17 protein-coding genes are annotated in these 23153 nt (G+C 60.2%); 2 read left to right on the top strand and 15 right to left on the bottom strand.

Annotation, left to right across the window (positions count from 1 at the left end):
* Positions 1-42: 42 nt before the first annotated feature.
* Both BWR59_RS20145 and BWR59_RS20140 read left to right on the top strand, forming a co-directional pair.
* On the top strand, positions 43-1722 hold the full coding sequence (locus BWR59_RS20145) for a methyl-accepting chemotaxis protein (RefSeq protein WP_081567402.1): 1680 nt from the start codon (positions 43-45) through the stop codon (positions 1720-1722).
* Positions 1723-1875: 153 nt separating this feature from the next.
* Complete coding sequence (locus BWR59_RS20140; RefSeq protein ID WP_081567401.1) at positions 1876-2940, top strand: AI-2E family transporter; 1065 nt, start codon at positions 1876-1878, stop codon at positions 2938-2940.
* 1932 nt (positions 2941-4872) lie between these two features.
* On the opposite strand, the gene nuoN is transcribed toward BWR59_RS20140, so the two are convergent.
* The 15 genes from nuoN to BWR59_RS20055 all read right to left on the bottom strand — a co-directional run bounded on the left by nuoN (position 4873) and on the right by BWR59_RS20055 (position 22985).
* On the bottom strand, positions 4873-6330 hold the full coding sequence (nuoN, locus tag BWR59_RS20125) for an NADH-quinone oxidoreductase subunit NuoN (RefSeq protein ID WP_081567398.1): 1458 nt from the start codon (positions 6328-6330) through the stop codon (positions 4873-4875).
* 7 nt (positions 6331-6337) lie between these two features.
* Positions 6338-7870: an NADH-quinone oxidoreductase subunit M gene (gene nuoM, locus BWR59_RS20120; RefSeq protein ID WP_081567397.1), complete on the bottom strand. Its 1533-nt coding sequence runs from the start codon at positions 7868-7870 to the stop codon at positions 6338-6340.
* Positions 7871-7922: 52 nt separating this feature from the next.
* Positions 7923-9770: an NADH-quinone oxidoreductase subunit L gene (gene nuoL, locus BWR59_RS20115; RefSeq protein ID WP_081567396.1), complete on the bottom strand. Its 1848-nt coding sequence runs from the start codon at positions 9768-9770 to the stop codon at positions 7923-7925.
* Positions 9767-10078, bottom strand: coding sequence for an NADH-quinone oxidoreductase subunit NuoK (nuoK, locus tag BWR59_RS20110; protein WP_081567395.1), 312 nt, complete (start codon positions 10076-10078; stop codon positions 9767-9769). Before nuoK ends, nuoL begins: the two co-directional genes overlap by 4 nt.
* Before the next feature lie 4 nt (positions 10079-10082).
* Positions 10083-10583 carry an NADH-quinone oxidoreductase subunit J gene (gene nuoJ, locus BWR59_RS20105; protein ID WP_081567394.1) on the bottom strand — a complete coding sequence of 167 codons (501 nt, stop codon included), beginning with the start codon at positions 10581-10583 and terminating at the stop codon, positions 10083-10085.
* A gap of 9 nt (positions 10584-10592) precedes the next feature.
* Positions 10593-11141: an NADH-quinone oxidoreductase subunit NuoI gene (gene nuoI, locus BWR59_RS20100; protein ID WP_042559871.1), complete on the bottom strand. Its 549-nt coding sequence runs from the start codon at positions 11139-11141 to the stop codon at positions 10593-10595.
* Positions 11142-11152: 11 nt separating this feature from the next.
* Positions 11153-12145 (bottom strand): NADH-quinone oxidoreductase subunit NuoH, encoded by a 993-nt coding sequence (gene nuoH, locus BWR59_RS20095; protein ID WP_081567393.1) that lies wholly within the window; start codon positions 12143-12145, stop codon positions 11153-11155.
* Positions 12142-14859: an NADH-quinone oxidoreductase subunit NuoG gene (nuoG, locus tag BWR59_RS20090; protein ID WP_081567392.1), complete on the bottom strand. Its 2718-nt coding sequence runs from the start codon at positions 14857-14859 to the stop codon at positions 12142-12144. The genes nuoH and nuoG overlap by 4 nt, the downstream gene beginning before the upstream one ends.
* A gap of 139 nt (positions 14860-14998) precedes the next feature.
* Positions 14999-16363, bottom strand: a complete 1365-nt coding sequence (gene nuoF, locus BWR59_RS20085) for an NADH-quinone oxidoreductase subunit NuoF (RefSeq protein ID WP_081567391.1) — start codon at positions 16361-16363, stop codon at positions 14999-15001.
* Positions 16360-16857 (bottom strand): NADH-quinone oxidoreductase subunit NuoE, encoded by a 498-nt coding sequence (gene nuoE, locus BWR59_RS20080; RefSeq protein ID WP_081567390.1) that lies wholly within the window; start codon positions 16855-16857, stop codon positions 16360-16362. The genes nuoF and nuoE overlap by 4 nt, the downstream gene beginning before the upstream one ends.
* Positions 16858-16859: 2 nt before the next feature.
* Positions 16860-18641: an NADH-quinone oxidoreductase subunit C/D gene (gene nuoC, locus BWR59_RS20075; protein ID WP_081567389.1), complete on the bottom strand. Its 1782-nt coding sequence runs from the start codon at positions 18639-18641 to the stop codon at positions 16860-16862.
* Between the two features lie 73 nt (positions 18642-18714).
* A complete protein-coding gene (locus tag BWR59_RS20070) occupies positions 18715-19389 on the bottom strand; it encodes an NADH-quinone oxidoreductase subunit B (RefSeq protein ID WP_074755324.1) in 675 nt (224 codons plus the stop codon).
* Positions 19390-19399: 10 nt separating this feature from the next.
* The gene (locus BWR59_RS20065) at positions 19400-19813 is read right to left on the bottom strand and encodes an NADH-quinone oxidoreductase subunit A (RefSeq protein WP_081567388.1); all 414 of its coding nucleotides are present in this window, start codon (positions 19811-19813) and stop codon (positions 19400-19402) included.
* A 487-nt stretch (positions 19814-20300) separates the two neighbouring features.
* Positions 20301-21626: an isocitrate lyase gene (aceA, locus tag BWR59_RS20060; RefSeq protein WP_074755322.1), complete on the bottom strand. Its 1326-nt coding sequence runs from the start codon at positions 21624-21626 to the stop codon at positions 20301-20303.
* Positions 21627-22196: 570 nt separating this feature from the next.
* Positions 22197-22985, bottom strand: a complete 789-nt coding sequence (locus BWR59_RS20055; RefSeq protein WP_081567387.1) for a secretin N-terminal domain-containing protein — start codon at positions 22983-22985, stop codon at positions 22197-22199.
* Between the last annotated feature and the right edge of the window lie 168 nt (positions 22986-23153).

Here is a 23153-nt window from a genome sequence, read left to right as displayed (position 1 = left end):
CCAACGGCGTAACGCACACAATAATAAAGGGTCACGATATCTATGCGCCTGAATCTGAAAGCCAGAGTTCTGTCTCTTGCGGTGCTTCCGGTCCTGCTGTTCGCGCTGATCATCAGCGTCAGCACAGTGTTCATGCTGCGCGAGCAAGCCCGGCGTGAAGTGGAAGAAACCCGTCAACACCTGCTCGCGGAGGCCAAAGCGACGCTGCAAAGCTACGTCGCCGTGGCCATGGGCACCATCAAGCCGCTCTATGACGCCTCGGCGCCGGGCGACATGGAAGCCCGCGCGCAAGTCATCAAGATGCTCTCCCAAGTCAACTACGCCAAGGACGGATACTTTTTCGGCTACGACTCTCAGGCTGTGCGGCTGTTCAAGGGCAACAGCCCGGACGGCGTCGGCAAGAGTTTCAAGGACGCGCGCGACCCCAATGGCGTCTACGTCAACGCAGGTTTGGTCGACGTCGCCAAAGCGGGCACTCATTACCTCGAATACTCTTCGCCGCTCCCGGGCTCCAGCGAGTTGGTGCCGAAACTTGGGTACTCCGAATACCTGGCGAAGTGGGACATGGCCGTCGGCTCTTCGGTAAACCTCGACAACATCGATGCGAAAGTCGCCGAGGTCGAGAAGAACGTCGCCGAGCGCATGCAGAAGATGCTGATCAGCATCATCGGCATCGCCGTCCTGGTGCTGGTGATCATTACCGTGGTGGGTGTCTGGATGGCCGGCGGCATTCTGCGTCCACTGCGCCTGATGAAAGCCAACCTCGATGACATCGCCGCAGGGGAGGGTGATCTGACCCGACGTCTGGCCGTCACCTCTCAGGACGAACTCGGCGAACTGGCGGGATCCTTCAACCGCTTCGTCGACAAGATTCACGGCCTGGTGCGGCAGATCGCCGAAATGACCTCGCAACTGACCGGGCTGGTCGGTGAAGTGACCCATCAAGCGCAGCGTTCCGAGCAGGCGATGGAGCGCCAACGCCATGAGACCGATCAGGTCGCCACGGCGATCAACCAGATGTCGGCCGCTGCCCAGGAAGTCGCCAAGAGCGCTCAGGGCGCGTCGGTCGCCGCGCAACAGACCGACGAAGAAGGTCAAGCCGCCAAGCGCGTGGTCGATGGCAGCATCCAGCAAATTCACGCACTGGTGAACGACATCCGTCACAGCGGTACTTCGCTGGACAGCTTGCAGAATGATGTGACGTCGATTGTTGGTGTACTGGGCGTGATCCGCTCCATTGCCGAGCAGACCAACCTGCTGGCGCTCAACGCTGCAATCGAGGCGGCGCGTGCCGGTGAAGCGGGACGTGGTTTTGCCGTGGTTGCCGATGAGGTGCGCGCGCTGGCCAGCCGCACTCAGCAGAGCACCCAGGAAATCCAGGGCATGATCGACCGCCTGCAACAAGGCACCCAAGGCGCGGTCGCGGCGATGCGGCGCTCCAGTGAAGCGGGCGATGGCACCTCAGCGCGGGCCAACGAAGCCGGCGCCTCGCTGGACACCATTGGGCAGTTGATCGGCACCATCAATTCGATGAACGCGCAGATCGCCAGCGCTGCGGAAGAACAGACCGCTGTCGCCGAAGAGATCAATCGCAGCGTGCATCAGATCGCCGTGGCCGTGGAAAGCGTTGCCGACGAGACACGTCACAGCGCCAATACCTCACGCAATCTCACCGAACTCAATCAGCGTCTGGGCCAACTGGTCGGCCAGTTCCGTATCTGACTCCCTTCGCGCGGTCGGGTTTTGTGGCCCGCCGCGCTTTTTTCTCCTCGTTCACTGCATGTCTCGCCCGCGTTACAGGCGGCACTCCTGAAGCGATTGGCGGACTAATAGTCAGGCCGTGCGTTCAGCGGGGCTCAATGACATGGAAGGAACATGAACGAAACCTCGCTGCAAAACAAAACCCTGATGCTGCTGTTGGTGTTGGTGACCATCGCCTTCATCTGGATTCTGCTGCCGTTCTACGGCGCTGTGTTCTGGGCGGTGATCCTGGGCATCATCTTCGCGCCACTGCAGCGACGTCTGCTGGCGAAGTTTGGCTGGCAGCGCAATCTGACCTCGCTCTGCACCCTGATGGTGTGTCTGCTGATCGCGATTCTGCCGGTGATCGTCATCAGCATGCTCATGGTTCAGGAAGGCGCGATGCTCTACAAGAATGTCGAAAGCGGCCAGATCGACATCCCCAAGTACCTGGCTGAATTCAAAGCCTTGCTTCCAGGCTCGATGCAGCACTGGCTCGACCGCCTGGGTATGGGCGACTTCAAGGGGCTGCAGGACAAGATTTCCAAGGCTGCGATGCAGGGCAGTCAGTATCTGGCGAGTCAGGCGTTCAGTTTCGGCCAGGGCACGTTCGACTTCGTGGTGAGCTTTTTCATCATGCTGTATCTGCTGTTTTTCTTCCTGCGTGATGGTCAGGACCTGACGCGCAGGATTCGTATCGCGATTCCCTTGGCCGAGCCTCAGAAGCGTCGTCTGCAACTGAAATTCACTCGCGTGGTGCGTGCGACGGTGAAGGGCAACATCGTGGTGGCGCTGACGCAGGGTGCGCTGGGTGGTTTGATTTTCTGGGTGCTCGACATTCCGAGTTCGCTTCTGTGGGCTGTGCTGATGGCGTTTCTTTCGTTGCTGCCGGCGGTGGGGGCGGGGATCGTCTGGGCGCCGGTGGCATTGTACTTTTTAGCCAGCGGGATGATCTGGCAGGGCGTGGTGCTGGGGTTGTTCGGGGTGTTCGTGATCGGACTGGTGGATAACGTCCTGCGACCGATTCTGGTGGGCAAGGATACGAGGATGCCGGACTACCTGATTCTGATTTCAACGCTGGGCGGGATGGCGGTGTTCGGGCTGAACGGGTTTGTGATCGGGCCGATGATTGCGGCGTTGTTCATGTCGACGTGGGGGTTGTTTACCAGTGCGAAGAAGACGGTGAGATTGCCGGGGTGAATCCGCTTCGCGGGTTATGTGGGTTGGCGCTTGGATCGCGCTCGGATCCATTATTTGTGGTGGCGCCTGTTTTTGGTTCTGGCTAACGCCAGACCGGTTTCGCCTTCGGCGAGTTACTTGAAAAGACACCAAGTAACCAAGGGTCTTGGCTCCTGGTTTGGCCTCGACTTCGTCGAGGTGCCCTCACTTCGGCGACGCTCCGTGGGCCCGCCGCCATCCGCCATCCATGGCGGGGGGCGGCTCTCGCGGCATCCATGCCGCTCGGCCCACTCCACGCCGCCGCCATCCGCCATCCATGGCGGGGGGCGGCTCTCGCGGCATCCATGCCGCTCGGCCCACTCCACGCCACCTGCGTTCAGCCTGCACCCAAGTCGCGATCTGTGTCGTCTGGGATATCGCGCACTTAGAAGCAAAATAAAAAGCGAACGCAGCTCTGGGGTTCCGCACGAACCCTGTGGGAGACGCCGGAGGCCACGACGGCAGCGAAGCGGTGGGTCAGTGATGAAGTTGTCTACTGACCTACCCCTATCGTCCGACCGCGGCCCGGGCTGTCGACGGCAGCGAAGCGGTGGGTCAGTGATGAAGTTGTCTACTGACCTACCCCTATCGTCCGACCGCGGCCCGGGCTGTCGCACAGCTTCCACAGGGTTCCGTACAGATGGAAATCTGGATACGCCACGTAATAGCGGCGCGGCTGATAGGGCTCTGGCTAACGCCAGACCTGTTTCGCCTTCGGCGAGTTACTTGAAAGCACCCCAAGTAACCAAGGGTGCTTGCTCCTGGTTGGGTTCCTCCTTCGTCGGAATACCCTCACTCCGGCGACGCTCCGTGGGCCCGCCGCCATCCGCCATCCATGGCGTGGGGCGGCTCTCGCGGCATCCATGCCGCTCGGCCCACTCCACGACGCCTGCGTTCAGCCTGCACCCAAGTCGCGATCTGTGTCGTCTGGGATATCGCGCACTTAGAAGCAAAATCAAAAGCGAACGCAGCTCTGGGGTTCCGCGCGAACCCTGTGGGAGACGCCGGAGGCCACGACGGCAGCGAAGCGGTGGGTCAGTGATGAAGTTGTCTACTGACCTACCCCTATCGTCCAACCGCGGCCCGGGCTGTCAAAGCTCCAGCGTCTCACACAGGGTTTCGTGTGCAGCTGGAAATCTGGATACGCCACCTGATAGCGGCGCGGCAAATACGGCTCTGGCTAACGCCAGACCTGTTTCGCCTTCGGCGAGTTACTTGAAAGGACACCAAGTAACCAAGTGTCCCGGCTCCTGGTTGGGCCCTCGTTCCTCGGGCTCCCTCACTCCGGCGCCGCTCCGTGGGCCCGCCGCCATCCGCCATCCATGGCGGGGGGCGGCTCTCGCGGCATCCATGCCGCTCGGCCCACTCCACGTCACCTGCGTTCGGCCTGCACCCAAGTCGCGATTTGTGTCGTCTGAACTATCGCGTACGAAGATCAGGATCAGGATCAGGATCAACGGCATCATCATTGATCGTTCCCACGCTCCGCGTGGAATGCCGTCCCGGACGCTCTGCGTCCAAATGACGCGCAGCGTCATGCGCTGCGTTACCACGCGGAGCGTGGGAACGATCGTGCCGAGATAGTGAGATCGACACCAATTGCGACTTTGGCAGGCCGAGCGTAGGCATTGCGTAGGGGGCAGCGCGACATGGATGTCGTGCTAGCCGCCGTTCGGCCATGGATGGCCGGTCGGCGGCGTGCCCCCGGAGCAATGCCGGAGTCGAGGGAACCCGACGAAGTCGGGCCGGACAGGGAGCGCAGGACACTTGGTTACTTGGGGGTGGTGCGGCATTCCGATTTTCAAGTAACCCGCCGAAGGCGAAACAGGTCTGGCGTTAGCCAGAACCCATCAGCGGCACCAGACAATAAAAAACCCTGCTAAAGAGCAGGGTTTTTCACATCTCACCCGACCATCACAACCCGGCGTGTTGCACCAGAGTCAGCAACGGCTGTGGATAAACACCCAGGAAGAACGCCAGCAGCGTGATGCCCAACAGCATTACACCACCCGCACGCTGCGCCCAGTTGAACGGCGCATCGTGACGCTGGATCTTCGAGTCCTGCAGATACAGCGTGACCATCACCCGCAGGTAATAGAACACACCAATCGCACTACCCACCACCAGCGAACCGGTCAGCCACCACAAGTGAGCCTCGACGCCAGTAGCGATGATGTAGAACTTGCCGATGAAGCCGGTGGTGAGCGGAATACCGGCCAGCGACAGCATCATCACCGTCAGTACGGCGGTCAGGTACGGACGGCGCCAGAACAGACCACGGTATTCGAACATCGCATCGGCGTCGCGACCGCTGTAAGGCGACGACATCAGCGTGATCACGCCGAACGCACCGAGGCTGGTCAGGACGTACGTCACCAGGTAAACGTTGATCGCCTCGACCGCCATGCCTTTGCTGGCAACCATCGCGATCATGATGTAACCGAAGTGCGCGATGGACGAGTAACCCAGCAGACGCTTGAGGTTGTTCTGAGTCAGGGCCAGCAGGTTACCGATCAGGATCGACGCCACGGCGATGACCGACATCACGTCGCTCAGCACGCCGCTGGTGGCAGCCGGGGAGATCTGGAACAGACGAACCAGCACACCGAACACCGCGACCTTACTTGCAGTCGCCAGGAACGCGGCTACCGGGGCAGGGGCGCCTTCGTACACGTCCGGGGTCCAGAGGTGAAACGGAACCAGCGACAGCTTGAAGCCCAGACCGACCAGCATCATGCCAAGGCCCAGGCTTGCGATCGGGCTTGGCAGGCCGGTGGCCGCGATGGCCTTGCCGATTTCGCCGAAGCCCAGGCTGCCGGACTCGGCGTACAGCAGGGCCATACCGAACAGCAGGAACGCAGAACCCGCTGCCGACAGCACCATGTACTTGATGCCGCCTTCCAGCGAACGCTTGTTGAAGAAAGCGTAGGCCACCAGACCGTAGACCGGCACCGACAGCAGCTCCAGACCGATGAACAGGCTCGCCAGATGTTGCGCGGCGACCAGCACCATGCCACCGGCAGCGGAGAGCAGGATCAGCAGGTAAAGCTCTTCGCGGTTACCTGGATAGCCAGCCTTGCCTTCACCCAGATAGGCATGGGCCAGGGTGACGCACGCCAGAGTCGAGACCAGGATGATGCCGATGTACAGAAGGGCGAAAGTGTCGATCTGCAGAAGGGGCGTGACCACCAGCGGCGCGACCTTGAGGGCCGGGTAGATCGACAGCAGAGCCAGGTTGAGTCCCGCCACGGTCAGCAGGAACGATTGCGAGTGATTGCGACGCCATGCGATGCCCAGCATCACCACCACGATGGTGATACTGGTGATCAGCAGCGGCGCCAGCGCAATAAAGTGTTGAATCGTCAGGTCCATAGCGCTCTTACCGGGCCGAAGCGAGTTGAGTGAAGGCGGTGCCGAGCCATTGCTGCACGCCATGCATGGTCGCCGAGGAAGTGTCCAGCACCGGCTGCGGGTAGATACCCAGCAGGACCAGCAACACGGCCAGGCCCAGCACCATGATCAATTCCCGTCCATCCATGCCTTTGAGAATCTCTTCGGTCTTTGCAGGGCCGAAGTAGGCGCGGTGAATCATGATCAGCGAGTACACGGAACCGAACACCAGGCCGGAAGTGGCGATGGCGGTGATCCATGGTGCGCTGACGAAGCTGCCGATCAGAATCAGGAACTCGCCGACGAAGTTGCCGGTGCCTGGCAGGCCCAGCGAAGCGGCTGCGAAGAACAGGCTGATGGCCGGCAGGTAAGCGATCTTGTTCCACAGGCCGCCCATCTCACGCATGTCACGGGTGTGCAGGCGCTCGTACAGCTGACCGCTGAGAATAAACAGCGCAGCAGCGGACAGACCGTGAGCCAGCATCTGAACCACAACGCCTTGCAGAGCCTGTTGGCTGCCGGAGTAGATACCGATCAGCACGAAGCCCATGTGCGAGACGCTGGAGAACGCGATCAGGCGCTTGATGTCGGTCTGGGCGAAAGCCAGGAAGGCACCGTAGAAGATACCGATCAGGCCGAGGATCATCGCAATCGGCGCGAACTCCGCCGAAGCGTTCGGGAACAGCGGCAGGGCAAAGCGCAGCAGACCATAAGCAGCGGTCTTGAGCAGGATACCCGCCAGGTCCACGGAACCTGCGGTTGGCGCCTGGGCGTGAGCGTCAGGCAACCAGGAGTGCAGCGGCACGATCGGCAGCTTCACCGCGAAGGCGATGAAGAAGCCCAGCATCAGGATGTACTCGGTGCTGTGGGACAGCTTGGTCTTCAACAGGTCGGCGTAGCTGAAGGTGATGACGCCGGTCTGATTGAAGTGCACCAGCACCAGACCGAGGATCGCCACCAGCATGATCAGGCCGCTGGCCTGAGTGAAGATGAAGAACTTGGTCGCGGCGTAGATACGGGTCTTCTTGCCATCTGCCGAGCTGTGACCCCAGAGCGCGATGAGGAAGTACATCGGCACCAGCATCATTTCCCAGAAGAAGAAGAACATGAACAGGTCGATGGCGAGGAACACGCCGACGACACCGCCCAGGATCCACATCAGGTTCAGGTGGAAGAAGCCAACGTTACGCTGGATCTCTTTCCACGAGCAGAGTACCGAGAGGATACCCAGCAGGCCGGTCAGCAGGATCATCAGCAGCGACAGACCATCGAGCGCCAGATGCACGCTGATGCCGAAGCGCTGAATCCACTGGGCCTTGAATTCGACAGCCCAGGTCGGATCGACACCGGGAGCCGGCGCGTAGGTATACGTACCGGTGCTCCACAGATACAGACCAAGGCCTGTCAGCAGGGACATAGTAATCAGCGCAATCCAGCGCGGCAGGGTAGGGCCGAAGCGCTCACCTTGCCAGCACAGCAGGCCGCCGATAAAGGGGATCAGGATTAGCCAAGGCAGAATCATGACGGGCTCAATTCCTTTCGCAAAGTCGCAAGGTTCATGTCAGATCGACTCATCAGACCAGCACAATCGCGCCAAGCACCAGTACGGCACCTGCGGCGATAGAAGCGGCATACCAGCGCAGCTGACCGGTTTCGGTGCGGCTCATCAAGCCGTTGCCGGCTTTGACCAGACGCGGGATCAGACCAATCGTGTGGTCGAGCGGGTCGCCACGCAGAATGCGGCTGATAGCCAGGTAAGGTTTGACGAACAGCACGTCGTAAACCCAGTCGAAGCCCCATGCCGCGAACCACCAGGCGGACAGGAAACGACCCGGGCCGCTGTTGGCAATGGCAGTGACCAGACGACGCTTGCCGAGGAACAACAGCGCTGCCAGCAGGATACCGGCCAGGGCGATGGCGCCCGAGGCGATTTCCAGACTGTGCTTGGCTTCGCCACCGGCATGCCCCGCGCTTTGCGGCAGAACGCCCGCCAATGGCGGATGAATCCAGGCGCCAATGAAAGTCGACAGCACGATCAGCACGCTCAGCGGCAACCAGTGGGAAATCCCGTGGCCGGCGTGAGCTTCGGTCTTCGCTTCGCCGTGGAAGGCGATGAAGATCAGGCGGAAGGTGTACAGCGAAGTCATGAAGGCACCGACCAGACCTGCGTACAGCAGATACTGATGGCCGCTGGCGAAGGCTTCCCAGAGGATTTCATCCTTGGAGTAGAAGCCCGCGGTGACCAGAGGCAGTGCCGCCAGGGCCGCGCCGCCGACGATGAAGCTGGTGTAGGCCAATGGCAGTTTCTTCCACAGACCGCCCATCTTGAAGATGTTCTGCTCGTGGTGGCAGGCAACGATCACCGCACCGGAGGCAAGGAACAACAGGGCTTTGAAGAACGCGTGGGTCATCAGGTGGAAGATCGCGCCTTCCCATGCACCCACACCCAGCGCCAGGAACATGTAGCCGATCTGGCTCATGGTCGAGTAGGCGAGGATACGTTTGATGTCGGTCTGAACCAGCGCCGCGAAACCTGCCAGCACCAGGGTCACACCGCCGACGATGCCGACCAGGTGCAGGATGTCCGGCGCCAGGGCGAACAGGCCGTGAGTACGGGCGATCAGGTAGACACCGGCGGTGACCATGGTTGCCGCGTGGATCAGAGCAGAAACCGGGGTAGGGCCAGCCATCGCATCCGCCAGCCAGGTTTGCAGCGGCAGTTGCGCGGATTTACCGACAGCGCCGCCCAGCAGCATCAGGGTTGCCAGCACGATCCAGAAATCGCCGACCTTGAAGTGCTGCGGAGCACGAACCAGCAATTCCTGAATGTTCAGCGTGCCCAGTTGCTGGAACAGGATGAACAGGCCGATGGCCATGAACACGTCGCCGATGCGGGTCACGATGAAGGCTTTCAGTGCAGCGTTGCCGTTGTTGCGGTTGCTGTAATAGAAACCGATCAACAGATACGAGCACAGGCCCACGCCTTCCCAACCGAAGTAGATGAACAGCAGGTTGTCGCCCAGGATCAGGAACAACATGCTGGCAATGAACAGGTTGGTGTAGGCGAAGAAGCGCGAGTAGCCGTCTTCACCGCGCATGTACCAGGACGCGAACAGGTGGATCAGGAAGCCCACGCCGACTACCACGCCCAGCATGGTGATGGACAGGCCATCGACATACAGCGCGAAGTTCGGGTCGAAGCCGTCAACCGACATCCAGCGCCACAGCACCATGGTCAGATGCCCGCCTTCTGGCGGCGAGACGTTGAACTGGAAGATCACATAGGCGGCAACGATGGCCGACAGGCCAATGGAGCCGACGCCGATCAGGGCCGACAGGTTTTCCGACCATTTGCCGCGTGAAAACGACAGCAGCAGGAAACCGATCAGGGGGAATACGAAAGTCAGAAAGAGTAGGTTCATCCGCGCATCTCGCTGGCAGCGTCGATATCGAGAGTGTGGAAGCGGCGATACAGTTGCAGCAGGATCGCAAGACCGATACTGGCCTCGGCTGCGGCAAGGCTGATCACCAGGATGAACATGATCTGGCCGTCAGGCTGCGCCCAGCGGCTACCCGCCACGACGAAAGCCAGAGCGGCAGAGTTCATCATCACTTCCAGGCTCATCAACACGAACAGAATGTTGCGGCGTACCAACAGGCCCGCCAGGCCGAGGCAGAACAGGACACCGGCGACTGCCAGGCCATGTTCGAGAGGAATTTGTGCATGCATGGTGTTACTCCTTCGCCTCGTTGCGGCCGACATGGAACGCCACGACCGCTGCAGCGAGCAGCAGCATCGAGGCGAGTTCGACAACCAGCAGGTACGGACCGAACAGGCTGATGCCCACGGCCTTGGCGTCAACGGTCGTGTGGCCGATGCCAGCGCCGGTGGAGTTGGCGAACAGCACGTACAGCAGTTCAGCCAGCAGCAGGCCGCCCAGCAGGATCGGGCCGAGCCAGATGCCAGGCTTGAGCCAGGCACGTTCCTGCTGAACCGAGGCCGGGCCCAGGTTCAGCATCATCACCACGAACACGAACAGCACCATGATGGCGCCAGCGTAGGCGATCACTTCCAGAGCACCGGCGAACGGCGCGCCGAGGCTGAAGAAAGTCATGGCCACGGCGATCAGCGAAATGATCAGGTAGAGCAGGGCGTGCACCGGGTTCGTGTTGGTAATCACCCGCAGGGTGGCTACAACAGCGATGCCGGATGCGAAATAGAAAGCGAATTCCATCTTTCTTCCTTAAGGCAGCAAGCTCTTGACGTTGATTGGCTCGGCTTCGTTCTGTGCAGAGCCTTTCGGCTTGCCAGCGATCGCCATACCCGCAACGCGATAGAAGTTGTAGTCAGGGTTCTTGCCGGGACCGGAGATCAGCAGATCTTCCTTCTCGTACACCAGATCCTGACGTTTGAACTCGGCCATTTCGAAATCCGGCGTGAGCTGGATCGCGGTGGTCGGGCAGGCTTCTTCACAGAGACCGCAGAAGATGCAACGCGAGAAGTTGATACGGAAGAAGTCCGGGTACCAGCGACCGTCTTCGGTCTCGGCCTTCTGCAGCGAAATGCAGCCGACCGGGCAGGCCACGGCGCACAGGTTGCAGGCAACGCAACGCTCTTCGCCGTCGGGGTCGCGAGTCAGGACAATACGGCCGCGATAACGCGGCGGCAGGTAAACCGCTTCTTCCGGATATTGCAGGGTGTCGCGCTTACGGAAGCCATGGCCGAAGACCATGATCAGGCTGCGTAGCTGGGTACCCGTACCCTTAACGATGTCGCCGATATATTTGAACATGGGTCAAATCCTCACTGAGCCGCCAAGACGACCGCAGCGGTCACTAGCAAATTGATCAGGGTCAGTGGCAGGCAGAACTTCCAGCTGAAATCCATCACCTGGTCATAACGCGGACGCGGGATAGAGGCGCGAAGCAGGATGAACAGCATGATGAAGAACGCGGTTTTCAGGACGAACCACATGAACGACAGTTGCGGCAGGATGTTGAACGGACCGTGCCAGCCACCGAAGAACAGGGTTACCAACAGCGCCGAGATCAGGATGATGCCGATGTATTCACCGACGAAGAACATGCCCCACTTCATGCCGGCATATTCAATGTGGTAACCGTCAGCCAGTTCCTGTTCCGCTTCCGGCTGGTCGAACGGGTGACGGTGAGTCACGGCGACGCCAGCGATGAAGAAGGTACAGAAACCGAAGAACTGCGGAATGATGAACCACAGGTGGTCGGCCTGGTATTGAACGATGTCGCCCATGTTGAACGAGCCGGCCTGTACCACGATGCCCATCAGCGACAGGCCCAGGAACACTTCGTACGACACGGTCTGGGCCGATGCGCGCAAGCTGCCCAGCAGGGCGTACTTATTGTTCGACGACCAGCCGGCGAACAGCACCGCGTAGACCGACAGACCGGCCATGGCGAAGAAGAACAGCAGGCCGATGTTCAGGTCCGCGACGACCCAGGTCTGAGTGACCGGGATGATCGAGAACGAGATCAGCAATGCGCTCATGGCCACGACCGGCGCCAGGGTGAAGATCATCTTGTCGACGAAAGGAGGATTCCAGTCTTCCTTGAAGAACATCTTCAGCATGTCGGCTGCGATCTGGAACATACCGAACGGACCGACGCGGTTCGGACCGTAACGGTCCTGCCACCAGCCCAGCAGACGACGTTCGACGAAGCTGAGCAACGCGCCGCAGACCACCACGGCGAGCAGCACCACGATGGCCTTGACGACTGCGATGATCGAATCGATCACTTCAGGGGTAAACCATGTGCTCATTGTGCTGCCTCCTGCAGACCGTCAACGGTTTTCCCGGCCAACGCCGGAGGAATGCCGGCCAGACCCGATGGCAGTGCCACCAGACCCGCGCCCAGTTCCTCGTTGATGCGCAGTGGCAGACGCAGGGTCTGGCCGGCAACGTTGAGGCTGAGCATGGCACCGTCGTTGACGCCCAAGCGGTCCGCTTCGGACTTGGCCAGCGAGACGTAAGCGGCTGGAATGCGTTCCTGAACCGGCGCGGCTTTGGACGAGTTCTCGTCGCTGCCGAACAGGTGGTAGAACGGCACGACCTGCCAGGTCCCTTGAGCTGGGGAGAAGGCGCGCGGCACGCTGGCGAACCAGCTCAGTTTGTCGCCGCTGCTTTCGATCAGGCGTACACCCGGGTCGCCAGCACGCAGGTGACCGCCGACTTCGTCCTGGAACTTGTTCCACGCTTGCGGGGAGTTCCAGCCCGGAGACCAGGCGAATGGCACTTGCGAGCGAGGTTCTGCGGAGCCCGAATAACCTTCCATCGAGAATGAGAACGCGGTGTCCTTGTCCTGCGAAGTACGCGGCTCATGGACGCTGATGTTGGCGCGCATGGCGGTACGACCGCTGTAACGCAGCGGTTCGCGAGCCAGCTTCAGGCCTTTGATGCGGAATGCAGCGGAAGGCGCAGCGCCAACGATGCCAGCCAGTTGCGCGTTGCTCGCGGCACAGGCCTCGGTGACGTGGTCCAGTTGGGTCCAGTCCACCGGCTTGTTCAGTAGGGTAGCGCGCAGGGCGTGCAGCCAGCGCCAGCCTTCGTGGATCTGAATGCTGGCGTCCAGGTAGGTCGGATCGTAGACCTGGAAGAAGCGCTGTGCGCGGCCTTCCTGGCTGACCAGGGTACCGTCGCCTTCGGCAAAGCTGGCGGCTGGCAGGACGAGATCGGCACGGTCGGTGGTCGCGGTTTTCTGATGGTCGGCAACGATCACCACTTTCGCGGCTTTCAGTGCGGCGTCGACAGTCGCGGCATCAACGCGGGTGAACAGATCGTTTTCCAGCACGACGATAGCGTCGGCCTTGCCCGAGATCACGGCCTGCAGCGCTGCGTCTACCGATTCGCCACCGAACAGGGTCACACCCATGCTGTTGGCTTCCGGCACGATCAGGCTCAGGGAGCCGTTCTTCTCGCGCAGTTTCAAAGCCTTGGCGATGTTTGCAGCGGCTTCGATCAGCGCGTTGGAACCGAGCGAAGCACCGGAAACGATCAACGGACGCTTGGCTTCCAGCAGAGCAGCGGCGATGCGCTGAGCCAGTTCCAGAGCTTCGTCGTCCAGGCCGGTGACGGCAGGAGCGCTTGGGTCGATGGCGTGAGCCACGGCGAAACCGATGCGCGCCAGATCGTCGGGAGCGGCGTGTACACACTCTTCGGCGATGTCGTCCAGACGGGTTTCAGCCAGGCTTGCGATGAACAGCGGGTTCATCTCGTGCTGACCGATGTTCTTCACTGCAGCGTCGAGCCATGGCTGGACTTTCATCGCAGCGGCCATGTTTTCGGCCTTGTTCTTCACCGTCTGACGCAGGCCCAGGGCCATACGCGCGGCGGTCTGAGTCACGTCTTCGCCGAGGATGAACACGGCGTCGTGCTCTTCGACTTCACGCAGGGTCGGAATTGGCAGCGGGCTGTCTTTCAGAACTTGAGCGATCAGACGCAGACGCTCCAGCTCACCGGCTTCGATACCCGAGTAGAAGTGCTCGGCACCCACCAGTTCGCGCAGGGCGAAGTTGCTTTCAAGGCTGGCGCGAGGCGAACCGATACCGACGATGTGGCGACCGCGCAGCATCTCGGCGGCTGTATCCAGCGCAGCGTCCAGGCTCAGCTTGGCATTGCCGTTGGCCAGCAGCGGCTGACGTGGACGGTCGGTGCGGTTGACGTAGCCATAACCGAAACGGCCACGGTCGCACAGGAAGTACTGGTTGACCGAACCGTTGTAGCGGTTCTCGATACGGCGGATTTCGCCATAACGCTCGCCCGGGCTGATGTTGCAGCCGCTGGAGCAGCCGTGGCAAATGCTCGGCGAGAACTGCATGTCCCATTTGCGGTTGTAGCGCTCGGAGTGAGTCTTGTCGGTGAACACACCGGTCGGGCAGACCTCGGTGAGGTTGCCGGAGAACTCGCTTTCCAGCGTACCGTCTTCAACGCGACCGAAGTACACGTTGTCGTGGGCGCCGAATACGCCCAGGTCGGTGCCGCCGGCGTAGTCTTTATAGAAGCGCACGCAGCGATAGCAGGCGATGCAGCGGTTCATCTCGTGCGCGATGAACGGCCCCAGCTCCTGGTTCTGGTGGGTGCGTTTGGTGAAGCGATACCGGCGCTCGTTGTGGCCGGTCATCACGGTCATGTCCTGCAGATGGCAGTGACCACCTTCCTCACAGACCGGACAGTCGTGCGGGTGGTTGGTCATCAGCCATTCGACGACGCTGGCGCGGAACGCCTTGGACTCGTCGTCGTCGATGGAAATCCAGGTGTTGTCAGTGGCCGGAGTCATGCAGGACATGACGATACGACCACGGGTGTCGTTCTCGTCGGTGTACTGCTTGACCGCGCATTGGCGACAGGCGCCAACACTGCCAAGTGCTGGATGCCAGCAGAAATAAGGGATGTCGAGCCCCAGCGACAGACACGCCTGTAACAGGTTGTCTGCGCCATCGACTTCGAGCGCTTTGCCGTCTACGTGGATAGTAGCCATGGTTCAAAGTTCTTCGTTGGCCCGGTGTCAGCGGGCGTGGCTAATGGAATCTCGGTGCTGCCACGGTTCAAACAGCCAGTGAGGCGCAACCGGGGCAAAGGTCGACAGGCCTTGTGGGCTTATCGACCGGTCAGTCTTTTTATGCGCCGACTATCGTTGGCGCTTTGCCTGGGACAAGGCCTGCTGTCGCATGTGCTGCCGGTGCGATGCCTGCCTCGAATTCCGAGCGGAAGTACTTGATCGCGCTGCCCAGAGGTTCCACGGCGCCCGGTGCGTGAGCGCAGAAGGTCTTGCCTGGGCCGAGGAAGTTGACCAACCCCAGCAGCGTCTCGATATCCCCCGGTTGGCCCTGGCCTTTCTCGATGGCGCGCAGGATCTTGACGCTCCATGGCAGGCCATCGCGGCAAGGAGTGCAGAAACCGCACGATTCCTGGGAGAAGAACTCTTCCAGGTTGCGCATCATCGACACCATGTTGACCTTGTCGTCCACCGCCATCGCCAGGCCCGTACCCATCCGGGTGCCGACCTTGGCCACGCCGCCGGCATAGAACTGGCAGTCGAGGTGCTCGGGCAACAGGAAACCGGTGCCGGCGCCGCCTGGCTGCCAGCACTTGAGCTTGTAACCGTCGCGCATCCCGCCAGCGTAGTCTTCGAACAACTCACGAGCGGGCAGGCCGAACGGCAGCTCCCACAGCCCTGGGTTCTTCACCTTGCCGGAGAAGCCCATCAGCTTGGTGCCGTGGTCTTCGCTGCCTTCACGGGCGAGCGACTTGTACCAGTCGTTGCCGTTGTTGACGATTGCAGGGACGTTGCACAGGGTTTCGACGTTGTTCACGCAAGTCGGCTTGCCCCACACGCCAACGGCGGCAGGGAAGGGCGGCTTGGAGCGTGGGTTGGCGCGGCGGCCTTCGAGGGAGTTGATCAGTGCGGTTTCTTCACCGCAGATGTAACGCCCGGCGCCGGTGTGGACGAACAGTTCGAAATCGAAACCGGTGCCCAGGATGTTCTTGCCCAACAGGCCTGCGGCCTTGGCTTCGGCCACGGCGCGGTTCAGGTGCTTGGCGGCGGTGACGTACTCGCCACGCAGGAAGATGTAGCCGCGGTAGGCTTTCAATGCGCGAGCACTGATCAGCATGCCTTCCACCAGCAGATGGGGCAGCTGCTCCATCAGCATGCGGTCTTTCCAGGTATTCGGCTCCATCTCGTCCGCGTTGCACAGCAGGTAGCGGATGTTCAGGGATTCGTCTTTGGGCATCAGGCCCCACTTCACACCAGTGGGGAAGCCTGCGCCGCCACGACCCTTGAGACCGGAGTCCTTGACCGACTGCACGATTTCGTCAGGCGATTGCTGGGCGAAGGCCTTGCGGGCAGCGGCATAGCCGTCTTTGGCAACGTATTCGTCGAACCACACCGGCTCGCCGTCATCGCGCAGACGCCAGGTCAGCGGATGGGTTTCCGGGGTACGGGTGATCAGGTTGGCCGGGCCGAAGGATGTGATGGTCATACGTAACCCTCCAGCAACTGGGCAACGCCAGCAGGCTGCAGATTGCCGAAAGTATCGTCGTCGATCATGACCGCCGGTGCCTTGTCGCAGTTGCCCAGGCAGCAGGCCGGCAGCAGCGTGAAGCGGCCGTCGGCAGTGGTCTGACCCAGGCCGATGCCGAGCTTGCTCTGAATCTCGCCGACGATGTCTTCGTGACCGGCGATGAAGCAGACCATGCTGTTGCAGACACGGATGATGTGACGGCCGACCGGCTGGCGGAAGATCTGGCTGTAGAACGTGGCCACGCCTTCAACGTCGCTGGCGGGGATGCCCAGGACTTCGCTGATCGCGTAGATGGCGCCGTCCGGCACCCAGCCGCGCTCCTTCTGAACGATTTTCAGGGCTTCGATGGACGCCGCGCGCGGGTCCTCGTAGTGATGCATTTCGTGCTCGATGGCCGAGCGCTCGGATTCGCTCAAGGCGAAACGGTCTGTCTGGATAAGCGTGCTGTTCATGCTTAGCGGTCCACGTCGGCCATAACGAAGTCGATACTACCCAGGTACGCGATCAAGTCCGCGACCATGCTGCCTTTGATCACCGAAGGGATCTGCTGCAGGTGTGGATAGCTTGGGGTGCGAATCCGGGTACGGTAGCTCATGGTGCCGCCGTCGCTCGTCAGGTAATAACTGTTGATGCCCTTGGTCGCTTCGATCATCTGGAAGGATTCGTTGGCCGGCATGACCGGGCCCCACGAAACTTGCAGGAAGTGCGTGATCAAGGTTTCGATGTGCTGCAGCGTGCGCTCTTTGGGCGGCGGCGTGGTCAGCGGGTGATCCGCCTTGTACGGGCCTTCCGGCATGTTGCGCATGCACTGGTCGATGATCTTGATGCTCTGGCGCATCTCTTCGACGCGGACCATGCAGCGATCATAGGCATCGCCATTGACGGCCAGCGGCACTTCGAATTCGAAGTTCTCGTAACCGGAGTAAGGACGTGCCTTGCGCAGGTCGAAGTCGCAACCGGTGGAACGCAGGCCTGCACCGGTGACGCCCCATTCCAGGGCTTCTTTGGTGTTGTAGGCGGCGACGCCGATGGTACGACCCTTGAGGATGCTGTTCTGCAGGGCGGCCTTGGTGTATTCGTCCAGGCGCTTTGGCAGCCATTCGACGAAGTCCTTGACCAGTTTTTCCCAGCCGCGCGGCAGGTCGTGTGCAACCCCACCGATGCGGTACCAGGCCGGGTGCAGGCGGAAACCGGTGATGGCTTCGATCACCGTGTAGGCTTTCTGCCGGTCGGTGAAAGTGAAGAACACCGGGGTCATTGCGCCCACGTCCTGAATGTAGGTACCCAGGAACAGCAGGTGGCTGGTGATGCGGAAGAACTCGGCCATCATGATGCGGATGACGTCGACCTTCTCGGGCACCTTGATACCGGCCAGCTTCTCGACCGAGAGCACGTACGGCAGGTTGTTCATCACCCCGCCTAGGTAGTCGATACGGTCGGTGTACGGAATGAAGCTGTGCCAGGACTGACGTTCGGCCATCTTCTCGGCGCCACGGTGGTGGTAACCGATGTCCGGGACGCAGTCGACGATCTCCTCACCGTCCAGCTGCAGCACGATACGGAACGCACCGTGAGCCGAAGGGTGGTTCGGCCCCAGGTTGAGGAACATGTAGTCCTCGTTGGTGCCGGAACGCTTCATGCCCCAGTCTTCCGGACGGAAGCGCGCGGCTTCTTCTTCCAGTTGCTGTTTGGCCAGCGTCAGGCTGTACGGGTCGAATTCAGTGGCGCGGGCAGGGTAGTCCTTGCGCAGCGGGTGACCTTCCCAGGTCGGCGGCATCATGATACGCGAGAGGTGCGGGTGGCCCGGGAAGTCGATCCCGAACATGTCCCACACTTCACGCTCGTACCAGTTGGCGTTCGGCCAGATGCTGGTGATGGTCGGTACGCTGAGGTCGCCCTCGGACAAGGCGACCTTGATCATCACGTCACTATTACGCTCTACCGACAGCAGGTGGTAGAACACGGTGAAATCTGCGTCCGGCAAGCCACGGCGCTTGGTACGCAGGCGCTCGTCCACACCGTGCAGGTCGTACAGCATCGAGTACGGCTTGGGCACGTTGCGCAGGAACGTCAGGATCTCGAACAGTTTTGCACGGGCGACCCACAGCACTGGCATGCCAGTGACGGTGGATTGGGCGGTGAAGGCCTCTGCGCCAAAACGGTTGTGTAGTTCAACGACGACGTCTTGGTCGTCAGCCTTGTAGGGCGGGATGTACAGAGCGGTGTCTGCAGTCATAGGTCTCGATCGCTATCGGTCAACGTACAGAATGAATCCAGGCTCAGGCTTCTTTTTGTAAAAGAAAACTGGATCAGACTTCGTCGGGGCTGCGCAGATTGGTCACTGCGATTCGCTGTTCGCGGCGCTGTTCCTTCTGCGACGGCATCTCGGCGCGATAAACGCCTTGGTCGCCGACGACCCAGGAAAGAGGGCGACGCTCCTGGCCAATGGATTCCTGCAACAGCATCAGGCCTTGCAAGAATGCCTCTGGGCGGGGCGGGCAGCCGGGCACGTAAACATCCACAGGCAGGAACTTGTCCACGCCCTGAACCACAGAGTAGATGTCGTACATGCCACCGGAGTTGGCGCACGAACCCATGGAAATGACCCATTTAGGCTCGAGCATTTGCTCATACAGACGCTGGATGATGGGCGCCATCTTGATGAAGCAGGTACCGGCGATAACCATGAAATCCGCCTGACGCGGCGATGCCCGGATAACCTCGGCGCCAAAGCGCGCGATATCGTGGGGCGCCGTGAAGGCGGTGGTCATTTCCACGTAGCAGCACGACAGACCGAAGTTGTACGGCCAAAGGGAGTTCTTGCGACCCCAATTGACAGCACCGCTCAGTACGTCCTCGAGCTTGCCCATGAAGATGTTTTTGTGGACTTGATCCTCTAACGGATCGGAGACGGTTTCCCGTTCGCCGATGGGGTACTGCTCGTTAGGAGCATCAGGGTCGATCCTGGTGAGATTGTATTGCATTGCCAAAGCCTCATTGTTTTAGCTTCGCCTGCCGAGTACGACGACCTACGGGAGCCCAATCGAGCGCCCCTACACGCCATAGGTAGACAAGACCTGCCAACAGAATTGCTATGAAAACGAGAGCTTCGGCGAAGCCGGTCCAGCCGCTTTCGCGGACGGACACAGACCAGGCGTACAGAAAGAGGGCTTCAATATCGAAAATCACGAACAGCATCGCGACCAGATAGAATTTTGCCGAGAGCCGCAGGCGGGCGCCGCCTGTAGGCAGCATGCCGGATTCGAACGGTTCGTTTTTGCTGCGGCCCCAGGCTTTGGAACCGAGCAGGCTGGAGAGACCGAGCATGAAGGCGCAGAGGCCGATGACGCCCAAAAGGAAAATGGCGAAGCCCCAGTTGTGGGCAATCAGACCTGTCGATTCGGGCATGCTGGCAGTCCTTAACAGAGAGCAAAGGTCTCTGAGCTTGAAAAGAAGTAGAAGCAGTGACGATATGTCGCAGTGCGATCAATTCCGGGATTTTATGTGCAAAAGAAGGGCAAGTAAATTTTCTACATCAAATTTATTCACAGGATTAATGAGCCAAGTCACGGTTTCGGTGCGCGGGGCCGCGCCGCACGGGCATTACGGCCGTTTTCGTTAATTATGTTTCGTGCGTTCGGTAATGAAAGTGATGCGGGTTAAATGATAATTAATATCATTTGAAAGAGGGTTTTGCTCATGTCACGGGAAAGTGACGAAGTTGGCATTACAGCGGGCGTCAAATGAAGAGTAATTAGGCAGCAGGATTAATTAACTTTCGTGGGTCGATTCGAGACGTCTATCGGCGAATAGTTGACTGAATATGTAGGTTATTAAATGCGCGATGACAAAGGCCGCCCGAAGGCGGCCTTGTCTGGAGCTGAAATCACAGGACTCAGTGAAATTGCTCTTCTTCGGTGGAGCCGGTCAGGGCGGTGACCGAGGACTTGCCACCCTGAATCACGGTGGTCATGTCGTCGAAGTAGCCGGTGCCGACTTCCTGTTGGTGCGCCACGAATGTGTAGCCCTTGGCCGCGTCGGCGAACTCCTGCTCTTGCAGCTTCACGTAGGCGGTCATGTCGTTGCGGGCGTAGTCGTGCGCCAGGTTGAACATGCTGTGCCACATGTTGTGGATACCCGCCAGGGTGATGAACTGGTGCTTGTAGCCCATTGCCGACAGCTCGCGCTGGAATTTGGCGATGGTTGCGTCGTCCAGGTTCTTTTTCCAGTTGAACGATGGCGAGCAGTTGTACGACAGCAGCTGGTCCGGGTATTCCTTCTTGATCGCTTCAGCGAAGCGACGCGCTTCGTCCAGATCCGGCTTGGCGGTTTCGCACCAGATCAGGTCGGCGTATGGCGCATAGGCCAGGCCGCGAGCGATGGCCTGGTCCAGACCGGCGCGCACTTTATAGAAACCTTCCGGAGTACGAGTGCCTGTTACGAACGGCTGATCGTATGGATCGCAATCCGAGGTCAGAAGGTCTGCCGCGTTGGCGTCCGTACGGGCCAGAATAATGGTCGGTACGCCAGCGACGTCAGCCGCCAGACGCGCAGCCACCAGCTTCTGAACGGCTTCCTGGGTCGGCACCAGAACCTTGCCGCCCATGTGACCGCATTTTTTCACCGAGGCCAGTTGGTCTTCGAAGTGCACGCCGGCAGCGCCTGCCTCGATCATGCTCTTCATCAGTTCATAGGCGTTCAGTACGCCGCCGAAGCCTGCTTCAGCGTCAGCCACGATCGGTGCGAAGTAGTCGATGTAGCCTTCGTCGCCCGGATTTTTGCCGGCTTTCCACTGGATCTGGTCAGCGCGACGGAACGAGTTGTTGATGCGCTTGACCACGGTTGGAACCGAATCCACCGGGTACAGCGACTGGTCTGGGTACATCGACTCGGCGGAGTTGTTGTCCGCGGCGACTTGCCAGCCAGACAGGTAGATTGCCTGGATGCCGGCCTTGACCTGTTGAACGGCCTGGCCGCCGGTCAGGGCACCCATGCAATTGACGAAATCCTTGTCGGGACGGAAGGACGGCTTGGCGCCCTGAGTGACCAGATTCCACAGCTTTTCAGCGCCCAGTTTGGCAAACGTGTGTTCAGGCTGGATCGAGCCACGCAGGCGGACGACGTCAGCAGCGGAGTAGGTGCGGGTCACGCCTTTCCAGCGTGGATTCTCGGCCCAGTCTTTCTCGATGGCTGCAATTTGTTGTTCGCGTGTCAGTGCCATGGGGTAAACCTCGTCGCATTGTCTTGTGGGTCTTGAGGTGAAAGCTCTTGTCCAGCCGGTGCCTGGGGTTTCTCAAGGGCGCACTTATGGCTGCTCACTGAATCGGAAAGCATTGCGTTCAAACCTGGGTATTTTTCGCGGTCACGATGGTGATGCGATGACGCTGCCTTTTGGGCGGAAAAGACGCGAATATGCTCAATCTGGTTGAGTTCGAGCACGATTCTGAGGCTTTTTGCAAAAAACCTCCAATCAGTGGGAGCGAGGCCATCATGCCTCGACATTTTTGCCTCGTCAAACATTTTGTAGTGCTTATTTTGCTGTACTACATTTTTTGTCTAATACGACCCGTCAGTCAGTTTCGGGCTCGAAGGTACTGATACCGCAAAGCCGCTACAGGACTGGGCGGTCACGGACAGGGAGGGGCTATGTAGTGGAAAATCTGGCACTACATCATTTGTTTGGCCAGCGGGTGTGGGGACGTCTGCGGCAGCATGGCTTGCCGATGGTGGCGATCTTGATGCGTCACCGCCGTCAAGCCGGATTGCTACACAGTGGGGCGTTGATGTGGGTTCAATCGAGGCTGTCGACTTTTACGCGCAAGGTCATGTCATCACGACCTTGAGTGGAATAACGTCGCGCGATGCCTTGTTCGTCGGCACGAGACTGATCGCTGACGCTTGCCAGGGTGATCCACTCGCCGAGACGGCCACTGACTTGGGTGTCCGTGCTTTGCACCTTGATCGCGTCGGCGCGTTGATGGCTCATGCGGTCGTTGTTGGTGCTGATGCTCAGGTGGACGATGTCGCCGGTAACACTGGCTGTCACGTAGAAGCCGCGGGTCACGTTGCGGTATTGAGTGTTGGTCTGCGCATAGCCGTAGGAATCGGTCTGTACGTCGGTGATGGGCACGCTCTGGCCCACTTGAATCAGCGCCGGAGTGCCCTCGTTGGCCTGAACCTGCTGGACGCCGCCGTCGCGGCTGGCGGTGCCGTAGTTGATGATGCGTGTCTGGCCGTTGGCGCTGACGTTGCCATTTTGCGAGCGCACGGTGCCGTTCACGGAATAGCCCTGATCGCTTTGAATGCTGTTGTCGCTGGTGTCCACGCTGATCAACAGGCGCTTGGGGGCCGTGTCGAGCTGGGCCAGAAAGTCGCGCAATTCGTCGATCTTGCCTGGCTCTGCATTGACGATCAGTTTGTTGCCGTAGGCGTTGACGCTGCCTTCGTTGCCCAGGAATGACTTCACGGCAGGTATTACGTCGTCGCTGGTGCGGTAGTTGAGGGGAATGACTTCGGTGGCGGCAACGGCCGTAAAGCTGCAAGCCAACAGCACTGAAGCGAGCAGGGTACGTAACGACATCGGTGTGATCTCCGCGGGAGGGGGCATCAAGGCGTCAAGGTTTATAAGGTAACAGCTCGCCAGTTTGTCGGCCTGGACAGGCCCAAATTGAATCGCATACAGCAGAACGCCCCGGTGTTCTCGTTTCAGCATAGTCGCTGAGGCAAGACCACCGGGGCGTTCGCTATG

This window comes from Pseudomonas sp. Bc-h (genome assembly GCF_002080045.1).
In the GTDB taxonomy this organism is placed as follows: domain Bacteria; phylum Pseudomonadota; class Gammaproteobacteria; order Pseudomonadales; family Pseudomonadaceae; genus Aquipseudomonas.
The sequence above is the reverse complement of the archived record's forward strand: the minus strand, read 5'-3'. Positions and strand labels throughout refer to the sequence as shown.